17 protein-coding genes are annotated in these 18884 nt (G+C 51.3%); 12 read left to right on the top strand and 5 right to left on the bottom strand.

Going from position 1 to position 18884, the window contains the following annotated elements:
* The first annotated feature begins 308 nt into the window (after positions 1 to 308).
* From HNQ92_RS03085 to HNQ92_RS03065, 5 genes are all read left to right on the top strand, one after another.
* Complete coding sequence (locus HNQ92_RS03085; protein WP_184170750.1) at positions 309 to 1082, top strand: alpha/beta fold hydrolase; 774 nt, start codon at positions 309 to 311, stop codon at positions 1080 to 1082.
* Positions 1083 to 1211: 129 nt separating this feature from the next.
* Complete coding sequence (locus HNQ92_RS03080; protein WP_184170747.1) at positions 1212 to 1883, top strand: CBS domain-containing protein; 672 nt, start codon at positions 1212 to 1214, stop codon at positions 1881 to 1883.
* Positions 1884 to 2171: 288 nt separating this feature from the next.
* The gene (locus HNQ92_RS03075; RefSeq protein ID WP_184170743.1) at positions 2172 to 3047 is read left to right on the top strand and encodes an NAD kinase; all 876 of its coding nucleotides are present in this window, start codon (positions 2172 to 2174) and stop codon (positions 3045 to 3047) included.
* Between the two features lie 40 nt (positions 3048 to 3087).
* Entirely contained in the window at positions 3088 to 4110 is a 1023-nt protein-coding gene (locus HNQ92_RS03070) for a dipeptide epimerase (RefSeq protein ID WP_184170740.1), read from the top strand.
* On the top strand, positions 4107 to 5207 hold the full coding sequence (locus tag HNQ92_RS03065; RefSeq protein WP_184170737.1) for an aminotransferase class I/II-fold pyridoxal phosphate-dependent enzyme: 1101 nt from the start codon (positions 4107 to 4109) through the stop codon (positions 5205 to 5207). Before HNQ92_RS03070 ends, HNQ92_RS03065 begins: the two co-directional genes overlap by 4 nt.
* A gap of 51 nt (positions 5208 to 5258) precedes the next feature.
* Here the strand turns inward: HNQ92_RS03065 and tatC are convergent, their stop codons facing one another.
* A complete protein-coding gene (gene tatC, locus HNQ92_RS03060) occupies positions 5259 to 6131 on the bottom strand; it encodes a twin-arginine translocase subunit TatC (RefSeq protein WP_184170734.1) in 873 nt (290 codons plus the stop codon).
* Between the two features lie 328 nt (positions 6132 to 6459).
* Between tatC and HNQ92_RS03055 the strand changes: the two genes are divergently transcribed.
* From HNQ92_RS03055 to HNQ92_RS03045, 3 genes are all read left to right on the top strand, one after another.
* Positions 6460 to 9789, top strand: a complete 3330-nt coding sequence (locus tag HNQ92_RS03055) for a SusC/RagA family TonB-linked outer membrane protein (RefSeq protein ID WP_184170731.1) — start codon at positions 6460 to 6462, stop codon at positions 9787 to 9789.
* 21 nt (positions 9790 to 9810) lie between these two features.
* Positions 9811 to 11292 carry a SusD/RagB family nutrient-binding outer membrane lipoprotein gene (locus tag HNQ92_RS03050; RefSeq protein WP_184170728.1) on the top strand — a complete coding sequence of 494 codons (1482 nt, stop codon included), beginning with the start codon at positions 9811 to 9813 and terminating at the stop codon, positions 11290 to 11292.
* A 464-nt stretch (positions 11293 to 11756) separates the two neighbouring features.
* The gene (locus HNQ92_RS03045) at positions 11757 to 12107 is read left to right on the top strand and encodes a VOC family protein (protein WP_184170725.1); all 351 of its coding nucleotides are present in this window, start codon (positions 11757 to 11759) and stop codon (positions 12105 to 12107) included.
* A 273-nt stretch (positions 12108 to 12380) separates the two neighbouring features.
* Here HNQ92_RS03045 and HNQ92_RS03040 read toward each other — a convergent pair whose 3' ends face one another.
* On the bottom strand, positions 12381 to 12530 hold the full coding sequence (locus HNQ92_RS03040; protein ID WP_184170722.1) for a hypothetical protein: 150 nt from the start codon (positions 12528 to 12530) through the stop codon (positions 12381 to 12383).
* Between HNQ92_RS03040 and HNQ92_RS03035 the strand changes: the two genes are divergently transcribed.
* Both HNQ92_RS03035 and HNQ92_RS03030 read left to right on the top strand, forming a co-directional pair.
* Positions 12529 to 12708 carry a SusD/RagB family nutrient-binding outer membrane lipoprotein gene (locus tag HNQ92_RS03035; RefSeq protein ID WP_184170719.1) on the top strand — a complete coding sequence of 60 codons (180 nt, stop codon included), beginning with the start codon at positions 12529 to 12531 and terminating at the stop codon, positions 12706 to 12708. The genes HNQ92_RS03040 and HNQ92_RS03035 overlap by 2 nt on opposite strands.
* A gap of 350 nt (positions 12709 to 13058) precedes the next feature.
* Positions 13059 to 14051 (top strand): restriction endonuclease, encoded by a 993-nt coding sequence (locus HNQ92_RS03030; protein WP_184170716.1) that lies wholly within the window; start codon positions 13059 to 13061, stop codon positions 14049 to 14051.
* A gap of 204 nt (positions 14052 to 14255) precedes the next feature.
* Here HNQ92_RS03030 and HNQ92_RS03025 read toward each other — a convergent pair whose 3' ends face one another.
* Positions 14256 to 14492, bottom strand: a complete 237-nt coding sequence (locus HNQ92_RS03025) for a DUF1016 N-terminal domain-containing protein (RefSeq protein ID WP_343062963.1) — start codon at positions 14490 to 14492, stop codon at positions 14256 to 14258.
* 424 nt (positions 14493 to 14916) lie between these two features.
* Here HNQ92_RS03025 and HNQ92_RS03020 point away from each other — a divergent pair, with 424 nt between their 5' ends.
* A complete protein-coding gene (locus HNQ92_RS03020) occupies positions 14917 to 15696 on the top strand; it encodes a hypothetical protein (protein WP_184170710.1) in 780 nt (259 codons plus the stop codon).
* A 433-nt stretch (positions 15697 to 16129) separates the two neighbouring features.
* A complete protein-coding gene (locus tag HNQ92_RS03015; protein ID WP_184170707.1) occupies positions 16130 to 16600 on the top strand; it encodes a hypothetical protein in 471 nt (156 codons plus the stop codon).
* 58 nt (positions 16601 to 16658) lie between these two features.
* Here the strand turns inward: HNQ92_RS03015 and HNQ92_RS03010 are convergent, their stop codons facing one another.
* Complete coding sequence (locus tag HNQ92_RS03010; protein ID WP_184170705.1) at positions 16659 to 17303, bottom strand: nuclear transport factor 2 family protein; 645 nt, start codon at positions 17301 to 17303, stop codon at positions 16659 to 16661.
* A 176-nt stretch (positions 17304 to 17479) separates the two neighbouring features.
* On the bottom strand, positions 17480 to 18769 hold the full coding sequence (locus HNQ92_RS03005) for a serine hydroxymethyltransferase (RefSeq protein WP_184170702.1): 1290 nt from the start codon (positions 18767 to 18769) through the stop codon (positions 17480 to 17482).
* Between the last annotated feature and the right edge of the window lie 115 nt (positions 18770 to 18884).

Raw genomic sequence — 18884 nt, 5'->3', positions numbered from 1 at the left:
CCGTTTATGTTCAATAATATAATATTTACAAGATATAATCACTAAATATTTTGTGTTGCTTTGTCCGTTTTTGAGAAAAAAAGAAGTAGTTTTGTGCATCAAAAATGCTATAAATAGCAAAGAAAACCTTATTTTTAGAAGTCATTGATTATCCGCCCCTAAGAAAACTTAGTTACCGCTGTATTGTAATTATCCACTATTGTTTTTTGCTAAACTACCTGTAGGCTCATTAAGTTAAGAAAACCGGGTAAGACTTCGCAGAAAATAAGGGACTCCCATCACAAACGCTAGTAAGACTTAATACAAGGATGAAGTATCAGGTACACGTAGAAGGCGACTTCAAATTTATCGACGAAGGACAGGGCGAAAACCTCCTCCTTCTCCACGGGTTGTTTGGTGCCCTCAGCAATTGGGACGGCGTCATTGACGGTTTTTCGGATCGCTACCGCGTCCTGATTCCGGTACTTCCTATTTATGATCTTCCTCCCCGCAAGGCCGACCTCGAAGCCCTGCTCGACTTTCTGGAGCGTTTCCTGGCTTTTAAGGACCTTAAAAACCTGACCCTGCTGGGCAACTCCCTGGGGGGCCACGTGGGGCTGCTGTATACCCTCAAGAACCCCGAGAACGTGCAGCGACTGGTACTGACGGGTAGCTCGGGGCTGTTTGAAAACTCGATGGGGGGCTCTTTCCCCAAGCGGGGTAGTTACGACTACATCGCCGAGCGCGTAGCCTACACCTTCTACGACCCTAAGGTAGCCACCAAGGAGCTCATTGACGAAGTCTTCGAGACGACCTCCAGCATTCCTAAATGCATGAGCATCGTGGGTATTGCCAAATCCGCCCAGCGCCACAACCTGGCCAAATCCCTGCACCTTATCAACGTCCCGACGCTGCTGGTGTGGGGCCTCAACGATACCATCACGCCTCCCTACGTGGGGCACGAGTTCAACCGCCTCATTGCTGATTCTGAATTGCACTTTATTGATAAATGCTGCCATGCGCCCATGATGGAGCATCCGGAACGCTTTAATCGTATCCTGGAACAATTTTTGGCTAAACACGCGTTATTAGAGACCGCCTAGGCGCGCCATACCAGAATTTTCGGGGCCGCGTGCGGCCCTTTTTTTATACTTTTCTATAAAAAGATTTGGCAAGTTGTTTGATAGTAAGTCCGTTTTTTTATAGTTTTCGCAAAAGCCCAATAGAAACCCATGTTAGCTGCTACGCTCATCAACCCCATGCTGCCTACCCTGAAGCTCACCGATGCGGTGAGCACGGCACTGGACTGGATGGATGAGTTTAGAACCCCGCAGCTCGTAGTGACCGAAGGGGACGAATACCGGGGGATTGTTTCGGAGGCTATTCTGCTTGACCTCCCCGATGCCGCCCAGTCGCTGGTGGACGTAATCCGCCAACACGAAGACGTGTACGCTACGGAAGACCAACACGTGTACGAACTGCTACGGATCGCCAACCAGTTTGGCCTGAAGGTACTTCCCGTGTTGGCCGAAGAACATACCCTGACGGGTACCATCATTGTGAGCGAAATGCTGGAACGCTTCGCGGATCTGCTGGGTGTGCAGGAAAAGGGAGCCGTACTGGTGCTGAAAGTGGCCGAGCGCGACTACTCGCTTTCCGAGATCAGCCGCCTGATTGAGTCCAACGGCACCAAAGTACTGAGCAGCATCTACGCTTCGCCCGCGCCGTATACTTCTCCCGACGACTCCCGGCTGACGCTCAAGCTCAACCGCACCAACATCACACCCATCATCGCTACGCTCGAGCGCTTTGGGTACTACATCGAGGAGGCCCACGCCAACGACCCCATCGAAAGCGTGGACCAGGAACGCCTCGACATGCTGCTGAGGTACTTGGCTACGTAGCCGGGTTTCTTTTTCCAGGCAGGTACTTTATTTTTCCAGGCAAGTACTTTATAAAGTACCTCATTCTCCTTACGCTTTACTGCAAGGTACTTTCTAGTAGGCTGGCTCCAAGGAAAAAGAGCCTCAGGTTTTGTTCGTACAAACTCTTCTTCCTTTGGCATTAGCCTATGGGAAGTTTAGCGTAAAATATTCCTAACCAAGTACCTTTCGTAACAAATTCACCAGCCGGGTTTTCGATTCGGTATTTTGCGCTTATCTTTCGGACGTTAAGGAATATCCATTTTCCGCATGAAAATAGCGCTCCACGGACGAAACTTCAACGCAGCGGCTCGTCCGTTTATTCAGGCTATGTTTGATGAGCTGGCCCGCCGTCGCATCGAAGTCCAGCTATCGGCCCCTTTCCGTCAATTTCTGGATCAGTCCGACGTGCAGCACCATACCTCGCTGGTCTACGATGCCCCCGCCGACCTCTTCGACGCCCGGCTCATTGTGAGCATGGGTGGCGACGGTACCCTGCTCGAAACGGTGTCGCTGGTAGGCGCGCGGCAAATCCCGGCCATTGGCATCAACGTGGGGCGGCTGGGCTTCCTGGCTACGGTACCTCCGGAGCGTATTCCGGACATGATCCGGGCGCTGGAAGCGGGTAAGTACCGCATCGACGAACGCTCCATGCTCACGCTTGAATCGGACACCGACCTCTTCGACGGCCTCAACTTCGGCTTGAACGATTTTGCCATTACCAAGACCGACACGTCGTCCATGATCACCGTCCACGCTTACCTCAACGGCCAGTTTCTGAACTCCTACTGGGCCGATGGCCTCATCATCTCCACGCCTACGGGCTCGACCGGCTACTCGCTGAGCTGCGGCGGGCCGGTGCTGGTACCGCATTCGCAGAACTTCATCCTGACGCCCGTGAGCCCGCACAACCTCAACGTGCGCCCGCTCGTGGTGGAAGATACCTCCGTGCTGAGTTTCGAGGTCAAAAGCCGCAGCAACAGCTTCCTGCTCTCGCTCGACTCGCGCTCGCGGGTGGTGGACGAATCGACCCGCATTACCATCCGGAAAGCGCCCTTCGTGGCGCGGCTCATCAAGATGCTCGACGACGATTTTTTCAATACCCTCCGCAGCAAGCTGTCCTGGGGGCTCGACATGCGTAACTAAAGTACCCGCGCGGCGCTTTTTTCATTTCTGACACCCACCGATGCAACTCCTTTTTCATACGTTCGACCTCCGGCTCAAACATACCTTCACCATTGCCCACGACTCGCGTGACGTGCAGCCTACCCTGCTGGTGGAGCTGCGCGAAGGTACCTACCGCGGCCTGGGCGAAGCGACCTCCAACAAGTACTACGGCATTACCATCGACAGTATGCAGGAAGCCCTGGAGCGGGTGCGCCCGCTGGTGGAGGCGGGTACCTGGGCCACGCCCGAGGTACTTTGGGAAAGTACCTACCCCTACCTGAAAGACAACCCCTTTGCGCAGTGCGCCCTCGACGAAGCCGCCCACGACCTCCACGCCCAGCGGCAGGGCAAGAAGCTGTACGAAAGCTGGGGCCTCTCGCCCGACCGCAACCCACTCACCAACTACACCATCGGGATTGATCGCGTAGAAAAAATGGTGGCCAAGATGCAGGAACTACCCTGGCCGCTGTACAAGATCAAGCTAGGTACCTCTGATGATCTGGCGCTGGTGCGGGAGCTCCGCCGCCATACCGACGCCACCTTTCGGGTCGATGCCAACGGCGCCTGGACCGCCGAGCAGGCCATCCGGTACTCGCACGAGCTCCGGCACCTGAACGTGGAGTTCATCGAGCAGCCGCTTCCCGCCGCCGACCTGGAGGGCATGAAGCGGGTCTTTGCCGAAAGCGCCCTGCCCGTGATTGCTGACGAAAGCTGCATCGTAGAAAGCGATGTACGGGGCTGCCAGGGGTTGTTTCACGGCATTAATATAAAACTAACCAAGTGCGGAGGCCTCACGCCCGCCCGCCGCATGATCGCCGAGGCCAGAGCCCTGGGACTAAAAACGATGGTGGGCTGCATGAACGAATCCAGCGTGGGGATTTCGGCCATCGCGCACCTGCTTCCGCTGCTCGACTACGTGGATATGGACGGTACCTTGCTCATCACCAACGACCCCGCCACGGGCGTGAGCTTCGACGACGGGCAGGTACTTTACGCCGATGCGCCGGGCACGGGCGCTCACTTGTTAGTCCAAAACCCATGACGACTTTCCACACCACGCACCAGCTTCCGGGCCGCCAGGTACTTTTCGACGACGGCCAGGAGTACCTGTGGTTTAGCGGCACCGACTACCTGGGCCTGGGCCCGCACGAGGGCTTCCGGAGGTACCTGCACGAGGGCCTGGCGCGCTACGGCACGCACTTTGGCAGCTCCCGCAACAACACCCTGCAACTGGCCGTGTACGAGGAAGCCGAAAGTACCCTGGCGCAGTGGGTAGGCGCGCCCGCCGCCCTCAGCACCGCCTCGGGCATGTGGGCCGGCCAGCTGGTGATGAAGTACCTGGAAAGTACCCGGCTAGGTACCTCCGTGCGCTTTCACTACGCGCCGCGCGTGCATCCGGCGCTCTGGGGCCAGGCCTACGCCGCTACCGAAGGTACCTGGGCCGACTGGGCCCAAAGTACCCGGCGGCAGATCGCCCAAAGTACCCCCGAGCAGACGCACGTCATCTGCACCGACTCGGTGGGCTCACCCTGGATCGAAGCCTACGATTTTTCGCTTTTTGCCCAACTACCTACCCACGGCTGCATCTGGCTCGTCGTGGACGACTCGCACGGGCTGGGGGTACTTGGCCCGCAGGGGAAAGGAATTTACGCACAAGTACCCCGGCAAGAGAATATAAACGTAATAGTAGTGGCCTCGCTCAACAAGGCGATGGGCGTACCGGCGGGCGTGGTGCTGGCCGAGCCCGAAGTACTGGCCGCGCTGCGCCAACTACCCTGGTTTGCGGGTAGTTCGCCTTCGGCTCCCGCCTATATGCACGCTTTCCAAAAACTCCTGGAAATGCAGGAGTACCCCCGTGCCCACGCACAGCTGCTGGCCAACACCAGGTACCTGGCGGAGCGCCTGGTACCTACCGCGCTTTTTGTGTACAAAGAAAACTACCCCGTTTTTTGCAGCCGACAAAAAGTACTGCACGAATACCTGCGCCAGCGGGGTATCCTCACGGCTTGCTTTGCCTACCCCCGCCCCACCGACGAGCCCATCGTGCGGCTGGTTGTGAGCGCCCTCCACCAACAGGAAGACCTCGACCGATTGGCCGAGGTCTGTCATGATTTTAGCAGTAAGAGCAATGGAACCTAGCTGCTGTATTACAAATAAAGATTTTATCAAGGTACCTTAGCCCCGTGACGCCTAGCTAAAGCTATTCCCGCTGTCTCGCAGGGCTTTTTCTTCGGCCAGCTTGGCCTTCTCGACCCGCCCCGACACGACGATACTTACCTCGTAGAGGAACATCAGCGGCAGCGCCACCAGGATCTGGCTGTAAATATCCGGCGAGGGCGTGATGATGGCGGCCACGATCAGGATCACGATCCAGGAGTGGCGGCGGTACTCGCGCATGAAGCTCGGCGTAAGAATGCCTACTCTCGACAGCACAAAAACCACGATGGGGAGCTGGAAGGCAATGCCGCAGGCCAGCGTGAGCGTAGCCACCAGCGAAATATACGACGCTAGGCTAAACTCATTGATGATGGATTCGTCGAGCTGGTAGTTGGCCAGGAAGTTGAGCGCCAGGGGCGTCACGATATAGTACCCGAAAAACACGCCCGAAAAAAACAGGAACGTGACGTAGAAGACTGCGCCCCGCGCCGCGCGCCGCTCCGAAGGCCGCAGGCCGGGCTTCACAAAGCGCCATATTTCCCAGAAAGCGTACGGGAAGGCAAAGATCAGCCCCGTGATGATGGCCGTGGTGAGCCCCATTGTGAACTGCTCTCCTACCCCAAATACCTGAATCTTGAAGTTAAGCGCTTTGATACACAAGCCTTCGGCACCTACGGCATCCCCGAGCTTACACATCATCCGGTAGGTCCAGAAGCTGGGATCACCGGGGGCAATGATGACCAGCCGGTAGATATCTTTGACGTAGATGTAAGCGATAATGGCAAATACTAAAATGGACCCAACCGCCCGTATCACGTGCCAGCGTAGTTCTTCGAGGTGTTGCAAAAAGGTCATCTCCTGACCTTCTTCTTCCGACTCTTTCTCAAAATCCTGATCCAGGGACATATTTATTCAATAAAGGATGATTTCTTTTTACTAAAAATTGCTTAGATTCCTATCGCTATCTCAACAGACGCCGAAATTACTCAAAAAACCGATACATGCCGAGAAATAGCCCGAAAAGGCTGCTACCAAGTATAAGTTCTCAGCAGGTATGTACGAATTGTTACGCCACTCGGACGCCCCCCACACTAAATATAATAGAAGGTTCACACTTTCGTAACGCCTTTTGGCGCAGCAGACCCTGAATTTTGTAGCTTGATTTGATACCAGGTACTTACTACGTTTTTGCCGCTTTTCATTTCATTTTCTTCAAATTTAATCCCTTTCTGCTATGATGAGAAATCTCTATTCATTCTGTTTCAGGGCGCTACCTCCAGACGGGCGGGCAGTGATCTGGCTTCTGGGCTGCCTGCTCAGCACGCAGCTAACGCTGGCTCAGTCGACCATCAGCGGGAGCGTCAAATCGCAAGGCAACGGCGAGGCGCTGCCCGGCGTTACGGTAGTCGTAAAAGGTACCACCGTAGGTACCACCACCGACGGCGACGGCCGTTTTTCAATCACCACCAGCCGCGCCAATCCGGTGTTGTCTTTCTCGTTTATTGGCTTTGAACCCCAAGAGATAGCCATCGAGAATCAAAGTACCCTGGACGTACTACTAGCGCCCAGCACCACGCAGCTCTCCGAAATAGTGGTGACGGCCCTGGGAATTGCCAAGCAGGAACGTACACTAGGGTACGTTACCCAGAAGATCGACAACGCCAACCTCACCACCGCGCGCGAAACCAACCTGGTGAGCCAACTGGCCGGAAAAATAGCCGGGGTGACGGTCGTGAATAGTCCGTCGGGCATTGGCGGCTCGGCGCGGGTGACCATACGGGGCGAGCGCTCGCTGAACATCAACGCCAACCAGCCGCTCTTCGTGATCGACGGGATGCCCATCAACAACAACGTGGTAGGGGCCTCGGGCCGCAACAACCAGGAGGCCGACTACGGCAACGGCGCGGGCTTCGTGAACCCCGACGACATCGAGACCATGACGGTACTGAAAGGCCCCAGCGCCTCGGCCCTGTACGGCTCGCGCGCGGCCAACGGCGTGATCGTGATCACGACCAAAAGTGGCAAAAACGCCAAGGGCATTGGCGTGAGCGTGAATTCCAACACCACCTTCGATCAGGTACTTCGCCTGCCCGACTACCAGAACAGGTACGGTCAGGGCCTCAACGGGGAGTTTGCCTTCGTGAACGGCTCGGGCGGTGGCCTGCGCGACGGCGTGGACGAAAACTGGGGGCCGCTCCTGGATGGTCGCCTGATCGCGCAGTTTGACTCGCCTACGAGCAATGGCTTCCGGGGCGGCGACACCCGCGTAGCGGGGGGAGCGGGTACCATCACGCCGACGCCTTTTAATGCTTATCCCAACAACATCCGGGATTTCTTCGAAGTAGGCCGGACGCTCTCCAACAACGTAGCCGTGACCGGCAACAACGACAAGGGCGACTTCCGCCTCTCGTACACCAACCTGAACCAGACGGGCATCGTACCCAACACCGACCTGCAGCGCAACAGCTTCAACCTCAACGCGGGCTACAACCTCACCGAGCGCCTCAACGTACGCTCCAACGTGAGCTACATCAAAAATACCAGCGGCAACCGCCCCAGCCTCAGCTACGGTACCGAGAACATCATGTACCTGTTCAACTGCTGGTTTGGTCGGCAGATCGACATGGCGTCGCTGCGCAACTACTGGCAGCCGGGGCTGGAGGGAATTCAGCAATTCAATTATAACTACAACTACCACGACAACCCCTACTTCAACGTCTACGAAAACACCAATGCCCAGGACATGGACCGGATCATCGGGAACATCACGCTGTCGTACCAGCTCACCGACTGGCTGAAGGTACAGGCGCGCAGCCAGATGGACTTCCAGAGCGAAATCCGGGAGCGTCAGCGGGCCTTCAGTACCCAGCGCTTTCCCTTCGGCTCGTTCCGGCGCGAAAACGTCAACACCCTGGAGCGTAACACCGACCTGCTCCTGCTGGCCGACAAAACCATCAACCCGGATTTTTCTTTGAACGCCACCCTGGGCGGCAACCAGCGCAGCAACAAGTATGACTACATCGACGTGTTTGCCCCGCAGCTTACGGTACCGGGCGTATACAGCCTCAACAACAGCCGGGTACCGGTGGAGTACTCCCAAAACAAATCCGAGCGGCGCGTCAATAGTATCTTTGGGTCGGCTCAGCTCACCTACCGCAACTACCTGAGCCTGGAAGTGACGGGCCGCAACGACTGGTCAAGTACCCTCACGCTGCCCAATGGCGTGGTAGGCTCCGCCGACAACTCCTACTTCTACCCTTCGGCTTCGCTCAGCGCGGTCATCAGCGACATCATCAAACTACCCAGCGCCATCTCGTTCCTGAAGCTGCGGGCGGGCTGGGCGCAGGTAGGTAACGACACCGACCCGTACCAGTTCTCGCAGCCTTTTTCACCGCTTACGCCCTGGGGTACTACGCCCACCTTCGGCGAGTCGACGCGCATTCCGAACTTCAGTCTGAAGCCCGAGATCAGTACCTCGCAGGAGTTTGGGCTCGACCTGCGCTTCTTCCAAAACCGCCTGGGCCTGGACGTGACCTACTACCGCAGCAACAGCCGCAACCAGATCATCTTCCTGCCGCTCACCAATACCACGGGCTACTCCAGCATTGTGACCAACGCGGGCTCGATCTTCAACAACGGCGTGGAAGTGATGCTGAACCTGACGCCCATCCGCCGCGACGACCTGGGCCTGCGCTGGGACGTCAACGTGAATTTCTCGTCCAACCGCAGCAAGGTACTTGAGCTTACCGACGGCATCAGTACCTACCAGCTGGCCAGCCGCTACGTCTCGGTAGAGGCGCGCGTGGGAGAGCGCATGGGCGACATGTACGGCAACATCTACCAGCGCGTAAGCGCCGATCCGACCAGTCCCTACTACGACCCTACCGGCCGCTACGTGGGCCAGGTCGTGGTATCCGGCAACGGCCGCCCCGAGCGTGACCCTACTCCCCAGAAGCTCGGCAACTACAACCCCGACTGGCTGGCGGGCATCAGCAGCTCGGTTTCGTACAAGGGCTTCAATCTCAATTTCCTTTTTGACCACCGCCAGGGCGGCAAGATCTACTCGCATACCTACGTGGTAGGCCGCGAAGGCGGGCAGCTCATCGAAACGCTGGAAGGCCGCGAAAATGGATACTACAACAACCCCAGCGACCCTACCTTCCTCAACGCCCCCGCCGGTACCTACTACGTGGTGCCGGGGGTAGTCAAGACCAGCGACGGGCAGTTTGCCGAAAACACCCGCCGCATCTCGGCCCGGGAGTGGCACTCGGCCTTTACGCTGGGCCGCAGCGTGATCGAAGGAGCCATGTTCGACGCCACCTTTACGAAGCTGCGCGAGATCCGGATGGGCTACACCGTACCCAACAAGGTACTGGGGCCGAAGTCGCCGGTGCGCAACATCAACCTCTCGCTGGTGGGACGCAACCTCTTCCTCTGGACCAAAGTACCCCACATCGACCCCGAGTCGTCGTCGATGAGTGGCGGTACCATCATTCCGGGGTCGGAGTCGGTGGCCATTCCGTCTACCCGTTCCTACGGTGTCAACCTGTCGTTTAATCTTTAATTTGAAAAACCCGATTATCTTATGAAAAATCGTCGTTTCTATACCTTATTCAGCCTGGTCGTGATGCTGGGCCTTGCCACGGGTTGTGACAAAGATTTTGAACAAATCAACACCAACCCCAACGTACCCAACGCCGTCACGCCCAACCTGCTGCTGCCCAACATCATCCGCTCGGGAGCCAACGAGCTGGTAGGTACCGGCTGGAGCATTGGCAACATCGTGATTCAGCACACGGCCAAGATCCAGTTTGTGAACGAAGACCGCTACCTCTGGGGCAACATCAACGGGATCTGGAACACGACCTACGGCAACCTGCGGGAGCTCGAAAACATGTACACCATCGCCAGCAACTCCGTGCCCGTGCAGCGCAACTACCAGGGCATCGCGCTGGTAATGAAGTCGTGGTACATAGCCCTGGCTACCGACTGCTACGGCGACCTCCCGTACAGCGAGGCCATCCTGGGCAAGACAGGCGTCACTTCACCCAAGTACGACACCCAGGAGGAGATCTACAACAAGCTGCTCGCCGACCTCGAAACGGCCAACGGCCTGCTGAGCCCGTCCAACGAAGCCATCCAGGGCGACATCCTGTTCAACGGCAACGCGCTGCGCTGGAAAAAAATGGCCAACTCGCTCCGACTAAGGTACCTGATGCGTATCTCGAAGAAAAAGGACGTCAAGGCCGCCATGCAGGCTATCCTGAGCAACCCGACGGCCAACCCGATCTTTGAAAGCAACGCCGACCAGGCCGCGCTGAAGTACCTGCCCACCGTACCCAACCAGTTCCCGACTTACACCTACCGCGTGGGGTCCATCGACGAGTTTAGGCTCAGCAAAACCATGGAAGACCGCCTGAAAGCCTACAACGACCCCCGCATCACGGTTTTTGCGCGCCCTACCGTGGCCTCGGCAGCGGCCGGTAATCCTACCTACGCGGGTATCCCCAATGGCCTCGACGACGTGTCGGCGCTGGTGTACAACGGCGGGGCTCAGAACCTCTCCCGCATCGGCACGGCCTACTACATCGACGGATTCGGTACCCCCTCCGACCGCGAGCTGGGTATCGCCCAGGGCATGTTCATGTCTTACGCCGAGCTGCAGTTTATCCTGGCCGAAGCCGCCCAAAAAGGCCTGATCACCGGCGACGCCAAAGCCTACTACGAAAAGGGCGTCAAGGCGTCCTTCGACTACTACGGCCTCACGCTACCCTCCAACTACCTCACCCAGCCCGCCCTTGCCTACGACCCGGCCAAAGCCCTGGAGCAAATAGGTACCCAAAAGTGGATCGCGCTGTTTTTTAGCGGCCTGGAGGCCTGGTTCGACTGGCGGCGGACGGGCTACCCGGCCCTCCAGCCGGGCGTCAGCAACCTGAACAACAACCGCATCCCGGTGCGCTTCATCTACCCCACCTCGGAGTACTCGCTCAACAAGGCCTCCGTCGAGGCCGCCATCCAGCGCCAGGGTCCCGACAACATCAATACCAAAGTGTGGTGGGAAAAGTAAGGAGATAATTTCTACTGGACATTCCTTACAATGAATCAGCCCGCTCCAAACGCTTCCAGGCGTTTGGGGCGGGCTGAGTTTTAGGGGAAGGGGGTACTTTGGGAAAGTACCTGGCAGCTGGAAGGACGGATACCTGAGGGTAGTTTCCGACTACGCCCAGCGGAGGCTAAGCGGGTCATTCGCCTTTGGATAAAATTTTCCTTTACCTGCGGGAAATAAAATACCTGAGGGCTAAGCTTTTAGCGGGGTAAAGGGTATATTTGGAACCTAGGGTATAGGTACTTTTGTGGCTGGCTTTTACTAACTAAAAGTTACAATAGGACCGGAATCAATTGTAGTCGTTTGTAAACGCTTGCAAATGGTTCGGCTATAACGGGAATAAACGACACTGGGTACGTTTATTACGTATATACAAATGTTATCGGCAAGCTCGCGCGCCACATAGTGAAAAATATCTTTGAAGAATGATTTTAAAATTAATCGTAATCAGGACTAATAACTTAGAACGACTAGCCAAATTTTATCAGGGTCTGGGCTTGTCACTAGAATATCATAAACATGGCAAGTCGCCGTTTCATTATTCTGGAATTATAGGAGAAACGGTATTGGAAATTTATCCACTTGCTAAAGGCCAGGAATACGTTGACAGTCATTTTCGAATTGGACTTGGATTAGACAATTTCGACGAAATCATCGCCAACTTTAAAGAGGATAATAGGACTTTTATAATGGATCCGACAGACACAGATTTTGGTTTGATGGCTATCGTCCTGGATCCAGACAATCGAAAGGTCGAATTATATAAAACACATTAAAGGTTTCATATTTTTGTCAATACGCTGTGTTCGGACGTAGTCCCTTAAAAACAAACGCCTGCCGATAACAGCGTATTGGCAAAAGCGGGCGGCCATTTACATGTGGAACAGAACATCAAGCTTGCCCGCCTTCGCCAATACTTTTCCGTTGTGCGCAATATGAGTATCATACATCTTAGAAAAATAGTTCATAAAATTCAGCGTATTTGTAAAATAGCTTGGTCTTTAAAAAAAAAAACGATATCAAAGTGAATACTATCTTCAAAAGCATTATTAGCTATACAGCAGGTGTTGCTTCATCCAGTTGTTTACTTTCTGCTTCACGGTGGCGAGCTTGGCGTCGTTGTCGTGGTGCATGAGCACGGTGTCGATCAGCTCCACGATGCGCTCCATGTCGATTTCGAGCAGGCCGTGGGTGGTCATGGCGGTGCACGGGTACCCTGCCCTCCAGCCGGGCGTCAGCAACCTGAACAACATCCGCATCCCGGTGCACTTTATCTACCCTACCTCGGAGTACACGCTATTCAAAGCCTCCGTCGAGGCCTTCGTCCAGCGCCAGGGCCCCGACAACATCAACACCAAACTTTGGTGGGAAAAGTAAAGGGGTAGTTTCATTCGATTTCTCCTTACGATTATCAGCGCGCTCAGAACGCCTCCAGGCATTTGGGGCGGGCTAAATTTTAGAGCAAGGGGTACTTTGAGAAAATACCTGGTAGCTGAGAAGGACTGTGTTGTTTTTACAAAGAAAGTGGGGGTAGTGGGCATATCGTCTATTCGGAAACTAGGCTAGACATTTGCTATTGCATAAAAAAATCCTTTTTTCTAAGAGATAAAATCACCTATACTTTAAGCTTTTACCGGAGCAAATGGTATATTTGAATAAATAACGCATACACTTTTGATAAATGTCATTTACCTCCTAAAGCGTCACTAAACGACTGCGACTAATCAATGAATGTATTTAGCTCATACAAATCTTTTGTTTCAAATCCATATTCATATGACTGGATTTATTTTTTAGAATATTATGCAGATAAAATTTTAGATTCAGATGAGTTTAATAATTTTATAGAAAAATTTCCTTTCCCAGTCTTTCAAACAGAAGACTTCCCATGCTTATTTAAAGAAAGCTTAGTTCAAGAATTGTACTTTTGGCCTTATAAAAAACTTCACATAGATAAAACTTCTCTATGTGAGTCAATAGTAACTTCCTCAAAGGATATTCTTGTAAATTTAATGGCTGCATATAACTCTTTTGAAAAATCCGAGATAATTATAGATGACAACTCCAATTTAATGGATGAGGACATTATTAAACAACACTACGAAATTAGGAAAACCATTAAGGCTGCAGAATTGGAATTATTAAATGCCGCCTCACTTTTTAAAACCCTAGAAAATTTAATTTTAGGTTGGAGAGGTTATTCAAGCTTTAGTATTATTAGACCTTCAAAAGTTGAAAAGAAGCAAATTATTGAAAATCCTCAACCTTCAATAATTCAAAGTATAGATTTAATAGACCTTTCAACTTATAAGCTAATAATCTCAAACCCCGATTTATTGAAGACTATGGATTGGAGGCTTTTTGAAGAATTATTGGCAGACATCTTAAAAACCTTTAATTATCAAATCGAATTAACTCAAGCAACTAAAGATGGAGGGATTGATATTATTGCATTAAAACAAGATTCTGAATTTGGCATTCACAAATATTTACTTCAAGCAAAAAGATATTCTCATAATGTAGGAATTGAGCCCGTACAGCGACTCTTGTTTCATCATCAAGATCAAAAACCGTCAAAGGTTTGTTTGGCAACAACAGCTAATTTTACCAAAGGAGCGTGGGAACTAGCAAAAAAATATCTCTGGCAACTTGAACTAAAAGATATGCAAGGAATCTTAGGTTGGGTAAATAGAGCAGCCGAACTTAAAATAAAAAGATGAACTTCACCCGACAGGAGGCTACTGTTAGATGTATTCAAGAATACCTCGCTTGAAACCCCGAATGGGGTGGCAGTAGTGCATGGTGTCACCCCATTCGGGGTTCTGTCAGTCTTGAATTCCTATTATTTCTATAAGCATGGCACCCTTTCAGGGTTACTCTTTTTTATAAAAAACCCTGCTAAGTATCCAAATGAAGTAGTTCATTCAATTGAATTGTGAACGCAGTGCGTTCACAATCGGGAAGGTGCGATAAAATTGCACGTACCAGTGCAGGTGGCGCCTGGAGAAGCCCGTACCAAACTGCGGCTGCAACTGCTCGGCAAGCCGCTGCATGAGGTAGGTACCGTAAGCGGCGCGGTCTTCCCCCTGCTGCTGCTCTTCAAAAATGACCTTTCCTATCTGCCAATACATGGCTACGCGCTCGGGGTCGACGGAGCGGATGGCTGCCGGATGAGGCCTTCTCGGAGATTTATACGCTAGCGGAGATCAAGCAAATAACTCTCAGTAGTATAATTATACTCTCAAGCACTTTACTTATTTCTAACACTTTATTAAACCTAGGCTTATCGGCAAATTATCTATTTACACTTTGCTTTTTTCTCTTTTCTAAAATATACAAAATAGTGATCATTAATAAAGAAGCAATAATGGCATAAAAAATTAGTCGTGATTCTGTTCGTGTAAAAACCGATCTTTGAAGTTTAATATAGATATACCAGCATAGAGCCAAGCACATGATTAAGCTGCTACCTTTAAACATAATTGACTTCATCATTTTGCTTTTTGGTTTATCAGTTATAGCATTTTCTTAACAGCAGGCCACATAGAGTATACAATACTGGAATCACTTGCTATTCAACATCTTATGAAAATTGTTCTAGAAATATTACTATTTATACTTTTAATAATTGGCTTGAGTTGCACTAAACTTGAAAATAAATCAAATAAAAGTCCAGGACAAGAAATCTTGCTGACTGCATCACAACACTTTTCTAGCATAGGCAAAACCGATAGAACACTTACAATATTCAAAGACAGCACCTTTAATTTTACAGAAACTATTGTTGAGCCAAATTACGATAAAATCGAATCTTTTAAGGGGAAAACTCGAATCAATAACGACACAATTAAATTCTTACCTTTCAAGCTTAAACACAATAATGCAGAAATAGCTGTATTAAAGAACGGATTTATTGAATTTATTGATAGTAATCGACCGGATAGAATGAAAATTAAAGAAACGGCTCTAACTGTAAAAAATAATATAGACTTCCGTAACTTTCAAGATTATGCGGTATTTACATTAAATAAAAACTCTGAGCCACAATCAAATGAACAGGATTACAAAAGCTATGATTTAACAACTAGCGAATTAACAAAAATTGAAACTATTCTAAAACAAACATTCGAGAAAAACAAAATACTGAGAGATTTTTCCGATTATATTAAACAAGTTGAGTCAGTAGAAAATAAAAATAAGCAACACTTAATTTTTATCCAGTGCTATTGCAAATCTTTTCTTACAAATGAAAGTTATCAATACTACCAAATCGAGATGAGCGACGGAGGGAATTGTAATATTTACATAGTTTTAAATCTAACAACTGAAAGAATTGAAGTTCTGAATATTGCCGGTGATGCTTAAGCAAAACATAGTCTTGTACGAGCTCGATGTAGAGAAAGTCAAAATTATAAAGCTAGCTATATCAACCTTTTTCTGCTCAAAGAGCTGATGTATTGAGCATTGTACCCCACTTTCCAGCAAGGGGGGCATCAAGAATACATAAGCAGGGCTGTACCTGGAACTACTCGTGCATTTCCTTTATAAAGAGCTGTTTATGAAAAACGCCTGCCTACCTTACGGTAAACAGGCGTTCTGAGCTATTCTTTTAAAGTACCCTAAGATACCTTTCAAAAGTACCCCTTAGCTATACAGCGGGTGTTGCTTCATCCAGTCGTTTACTTCCTGCTTCACTGTGGCAAGCTTGGCGTCGTTGTCGTGGTTCATGAGTACAACGTCGATTGGCTCCACGTTACAGTTAAGCAGATGGAAGGCCAAAGTTAACTTTTAAATAAGCATGAATAATTCAATAAAACTAAATGAAGCATTTGACGAAATTTACAACTACACTCATATGTGGAATTGGGGGCCAGATTGGGAAGTACTTAGAAAAGTATATCTAACTTTCCCAAATTCCTATTCTGTATTAACACCTTTTGCATATTCGTATTTGGAAGAGTTGATCAGATCGACAACAAGTGAATATGGTAGAGAATTAATTAATACGGACGGAACGTTAAAAAAATTTCGAAGGGTTGGCACTAAATTGATTGATTTAGCAATTGAGGAAAATAAAGATAGCAAACCTAAATATGTTGCGATTTTACCAGAAATAAAATCCTATTTCATTCAATCTGAGCCTACCAATATTGGTGACAATCGACATAGCGTTGCTCACGGATATATGCACCCTAGATTTTGGGACCAGGAATCATTTGAAAAGTTAATTTTCGATATTGCAAAACTTTCAAAATATGCTGGATTCTAAACACCCAATATATTCTTTGACGACATAAAGTATTGTAAGATTTTGAAACAGCTAGAAGCTAATCATTGTTGTTTCCAACAATGACAGAACCATCGTCTTCAATCTGGTAATCAATTACGTGGGCGGTGCTCAGTTTCCAAGTACCATCTTCCTTGACGTACATATCGCCCCAGCTGATCCGCTCGATCTCCACGGCTTTGGTCAGTAAGTTTTCGTTGGTTACGCGGTTTTGGTAGCTTAGCAGGGCCATATCACCAAAAAAATGCAAGGTCAGGTTATCGTATTTTACGTGCGTAATGATCCATTCGGACGGAGCCGTACGGTCTTGGATGTACTCATCCCGATTGTATAGTTGGCCATCCCCCGCAAACGTAAAGTTTTTGGCTAAAATCGAGTCAAAATCCGCGGGGTTTTTCGATTGCATAGCCAGAGGCCATTTTCGCTTCACTTGCATAATGGCGCTGGCATCTTGCTTCCGATCCATCCCCTTGGGTACAACCAGCGCATAGTGCTCAATATCTACCGTGGGCGTGTTATTGTCTTCGGTCACCTCGACCATAACATAGCGGGAAGATTCTCCGCTTTGGGGTACTTCAGCAGGCTGGTTTTGGCAACTACCCAAAAAGCCTACCGCAAGGATACCTGCCAGGTACCTTTTGCTACCTGATTTTACGCTTGATCGTAACGCTTTTCTTACGGCCATAGGAAGTTTCTTTTCTTGATTTATCTAGAAATAAGCAGATCATCACGAAAAGTACCTATTACGGCAGCCAAAAACAAAAGCCTGTCCGCCGTGAGGTGGACAGGCTTTTGGGACGTTTATAGATTGTTCTTTGGGAGAAATCCAAAGTACCCCAAGGTACCTTTCAAAAGTACCCCCTAGCTATACAGCGGGTGTTGCTTCATCCAGTCGTTTACTTCCTGCTTCACGGTGGCGAGCTTAGCGTCGTTGTCGTGGTGCATGAGCACGGTGTCGATCAGCTCCACGATGCGCTCCATGTCGGTTTCGAGCAGGCCGCGGGTGGTCATGGCGGCGGTACCTACGCGCATACCGGAGGTTACCATCGGCGATTTGTCGTCAAAAGGTACCATGTTCTTATTGATGGTGATGTCGGCCTTGATGAGGGTATTTTCGGCCAGCTTACCGGTTAGGTCTTTGGAACGCAGGTCGATGAGCATGAGGTGGTTGTCGGTTCCGTCGGAGATGATCTTGTAGCCTTTTTCCACGAACGCCTTGGCCATGGCCTGGGCGTTTTTCTTCACCTGCACGGCGTAGTTGTAGTACTCTTCGCTCAGCGCCTCACCAAAGGCAATGGCCTTGGCCGCGATGATGTGCTCCAGCGGCCCACCCTGCGTACCGGGGAATACGCCGGAGTCCAGCAGGGACGACATGGTACGCAGCTGGCCCTTCTGGGTTTTGATGCCAAACGGATTCTCAAAGTCGTTGCGCAGCATGATGAGTCCGCCGCGCGGGCCGCGCAGGGTTTTGTGCGTGGTGGTAGTAACGATGTGGCAATGCTCGAGCGGGTCGTTGAGCAGCCCCTTAGCAATGAGCCCGGCGGGATGCGAAATATCCGCCATGAGCAGCGCCCCGATCTGGTCGGCGATGGCGCGCAGGCGCACGTAGTCCCAGTCGCGGCTGTAGGCCGAGGCCCCGCAGATGAGCAGCTTGGGGCGCTCACGCAGGGCGGTTTCTTCCACTTTGTCCCAGTCGATCAGGCCCGACTCAGGCTCCACGCCGTAGAAAATGGGCTGGAAGTACTTCCCAGAAATATTGACGGGCGAGCCGTGCGTAAGGTGGCCACCGTGCGCCAGGTTGAAGCCCATGATCTTGTCGCCGGGATTGAGGCAGGCCAGGAAAACGGCCGTGTTGGCCTGCGCACCCGAGTGGGGCTGCACGTTGGCCCAGGTAGCCCCGAAAAGCTCCTTGATGCGGTCGATGGCCAGCTGCTCGATTTCGTCAACGACCTCGCAACCACCGTAGTAGCGCTTGCCGGGCAAGCCCTCGGCGTACTTGTTGGTCAGGACGCTTCCGGCTGCTTCCATGACCTGCTTAGAGGTGAAGTTTTCGGAGGCAATGAGTTCAATGCCCGACTCCTGCCGGTGCAATTCCTGGTTAATCAAGTCAAATACCTGCGTATCGCGGGCGACGGTGGTGAGCGTTGACATAAGAATAGGTACTTATAGAATACGGATGAATGACCAATGAAAGGACAAAAGTACGGCTTTCAGCAGTACGAACGAAACAACCCTTACAAATCTTTCTGTGAGGGGATAGCACTGA

It is taken from the genome of Rhabdobacter roseus, from assembly GCF_014202275.1.
Taxonomy (GTDB): domain Bacteria; phylum Bacteroidota; class Bacteroidia; order Cytophagales; family Spirosomataceae; genus Rhabdobacter; species Rhabdobacter roseus.
Note: the sequence above shows the minus strand (reverse complement) of the source record. Positions and strands in the feature narration are given on the sequence as shown.

What these genes read in the sequence shown, in the direction of transcription:
- HNQ92_RS03085 (WP_184170750.1), top strand. Translation starts at nt 309, where the DNA reads ATGAAGTATCAGGTACACGTAGAAGGCGACTTCAAATTTATCGACGAA.
- HNQ92_RS03080 (WP_184170747.1), top strand. Translation starts at nt 1,212, where the DNA reads ATGTTAGCTGCTACGCTCATCAACCCCATGCTGCCTACCCTGAAGCTC.
- HNQ92_RS03075 (WP_184170743.1), top strand. Translation starts at nt 2,172, where the DNA reads ATGAAAATAGCGCTCCACGGACGAAACTTCAACGCAGCGGCTCGTCCG.
- HNQ92_RS03070 (WP_184170740.1), top strand. Translation starts at nt 3,088, where the DNA reads ATGCAACTCCTTTTTCATACGTTCGACCTCCGGCTCAAACATACCTTC.
- HNQ92_RS03065 (WP_184170737.1), top strand. Translation starts at nt 4,107, where the DNA reads ATGACGACTTTCCACACCACGCACCAGCTTCCGGGCCGCCAGGTACTT.
- tatC (WP_184170734.1), bottom strand. Translation starts at nt 6,131, where the DNA reads ATGTCCCTGGATCAGGATTTTGAGAAAGAGTCGGAAGAAGAAGGTCAG.
- HNQ92_RS03055 (WP_184170731.1), top strand. Translation starts at nt 6,460, where the DNA reads ATGATGAGAAATCTCTATTCATTCTGTTTCAGGGCGCTACCTCCAGAC.
- HNQ92_RS03050 (WP_184170728.1), top strand. Translation starts at nt 9,811, where the DNA reads ATGAAAAATCGTCGTTTCTATACCTTATTCAGCCTGGTCGTGATGCTG.
- HNQ92_RS03045 (WP_184170725.1), top strand. Translation starts at nt 11,757, where the DNA reads ATGATTTTAAAATTAATCGTAATCAGGACTAATAACTTAGAACGACTA.
- HNQ92_RS03035 (WP_184170719.1), top strand. Translation starts at nt 12,529, where the DNA reads ATGGCGGTGCACGGGTACCCTGCCCTCCAGCCGGGCGTCAGCAACCTG.
- HNQ92_RS03040 (WP_184170722.1), bottom strand. Translation starts at nt 12,530, where the DNA reads ATGACCACCCACGGCCTGCTCGAAATCGACATGGAGCGCATCGTGGAG.
- HNQ92_RS03030 (WP_184170716.1), top strand. Translation starts at nt 13,059, where the DNA reads ATGAATGTATTTAGCTCATACAAATCTTTTGTTTCAAATCCATATTCA.
- HNQ92_RS03020 (WP_184170710.1), top strand. Translation starts at nt 14,917, where the DNA reads ATGAAAATTGTTCTAGAAATATTACTATTTATACTTTTAATAATTGGC.
- HNQ92_RS03015 (WP_184170707.1), top strand. Translation starts at nt 16,130, where the DNA reads ATGAATAATTCAATAAAACTAAATGAAGCATTTGACGAAATTTACAAC.
- HNQ92_RS03010 (WP_184170705.1), bottom strand. Translation starts at nt 17,303, where the DNA reads ATGGCCGTAAGAAAAGCGTTACGATCAAGCGTAAAATCAGGTAGCAAA.
- HNQ92_RS03005 (WP_184170702.1), bottom strand. Translation starts at nt 18,769, where the DNA reads ATGTCAACGCTCACCACCGTCGCCCGCGATACGCAGGTATTTGACTTG.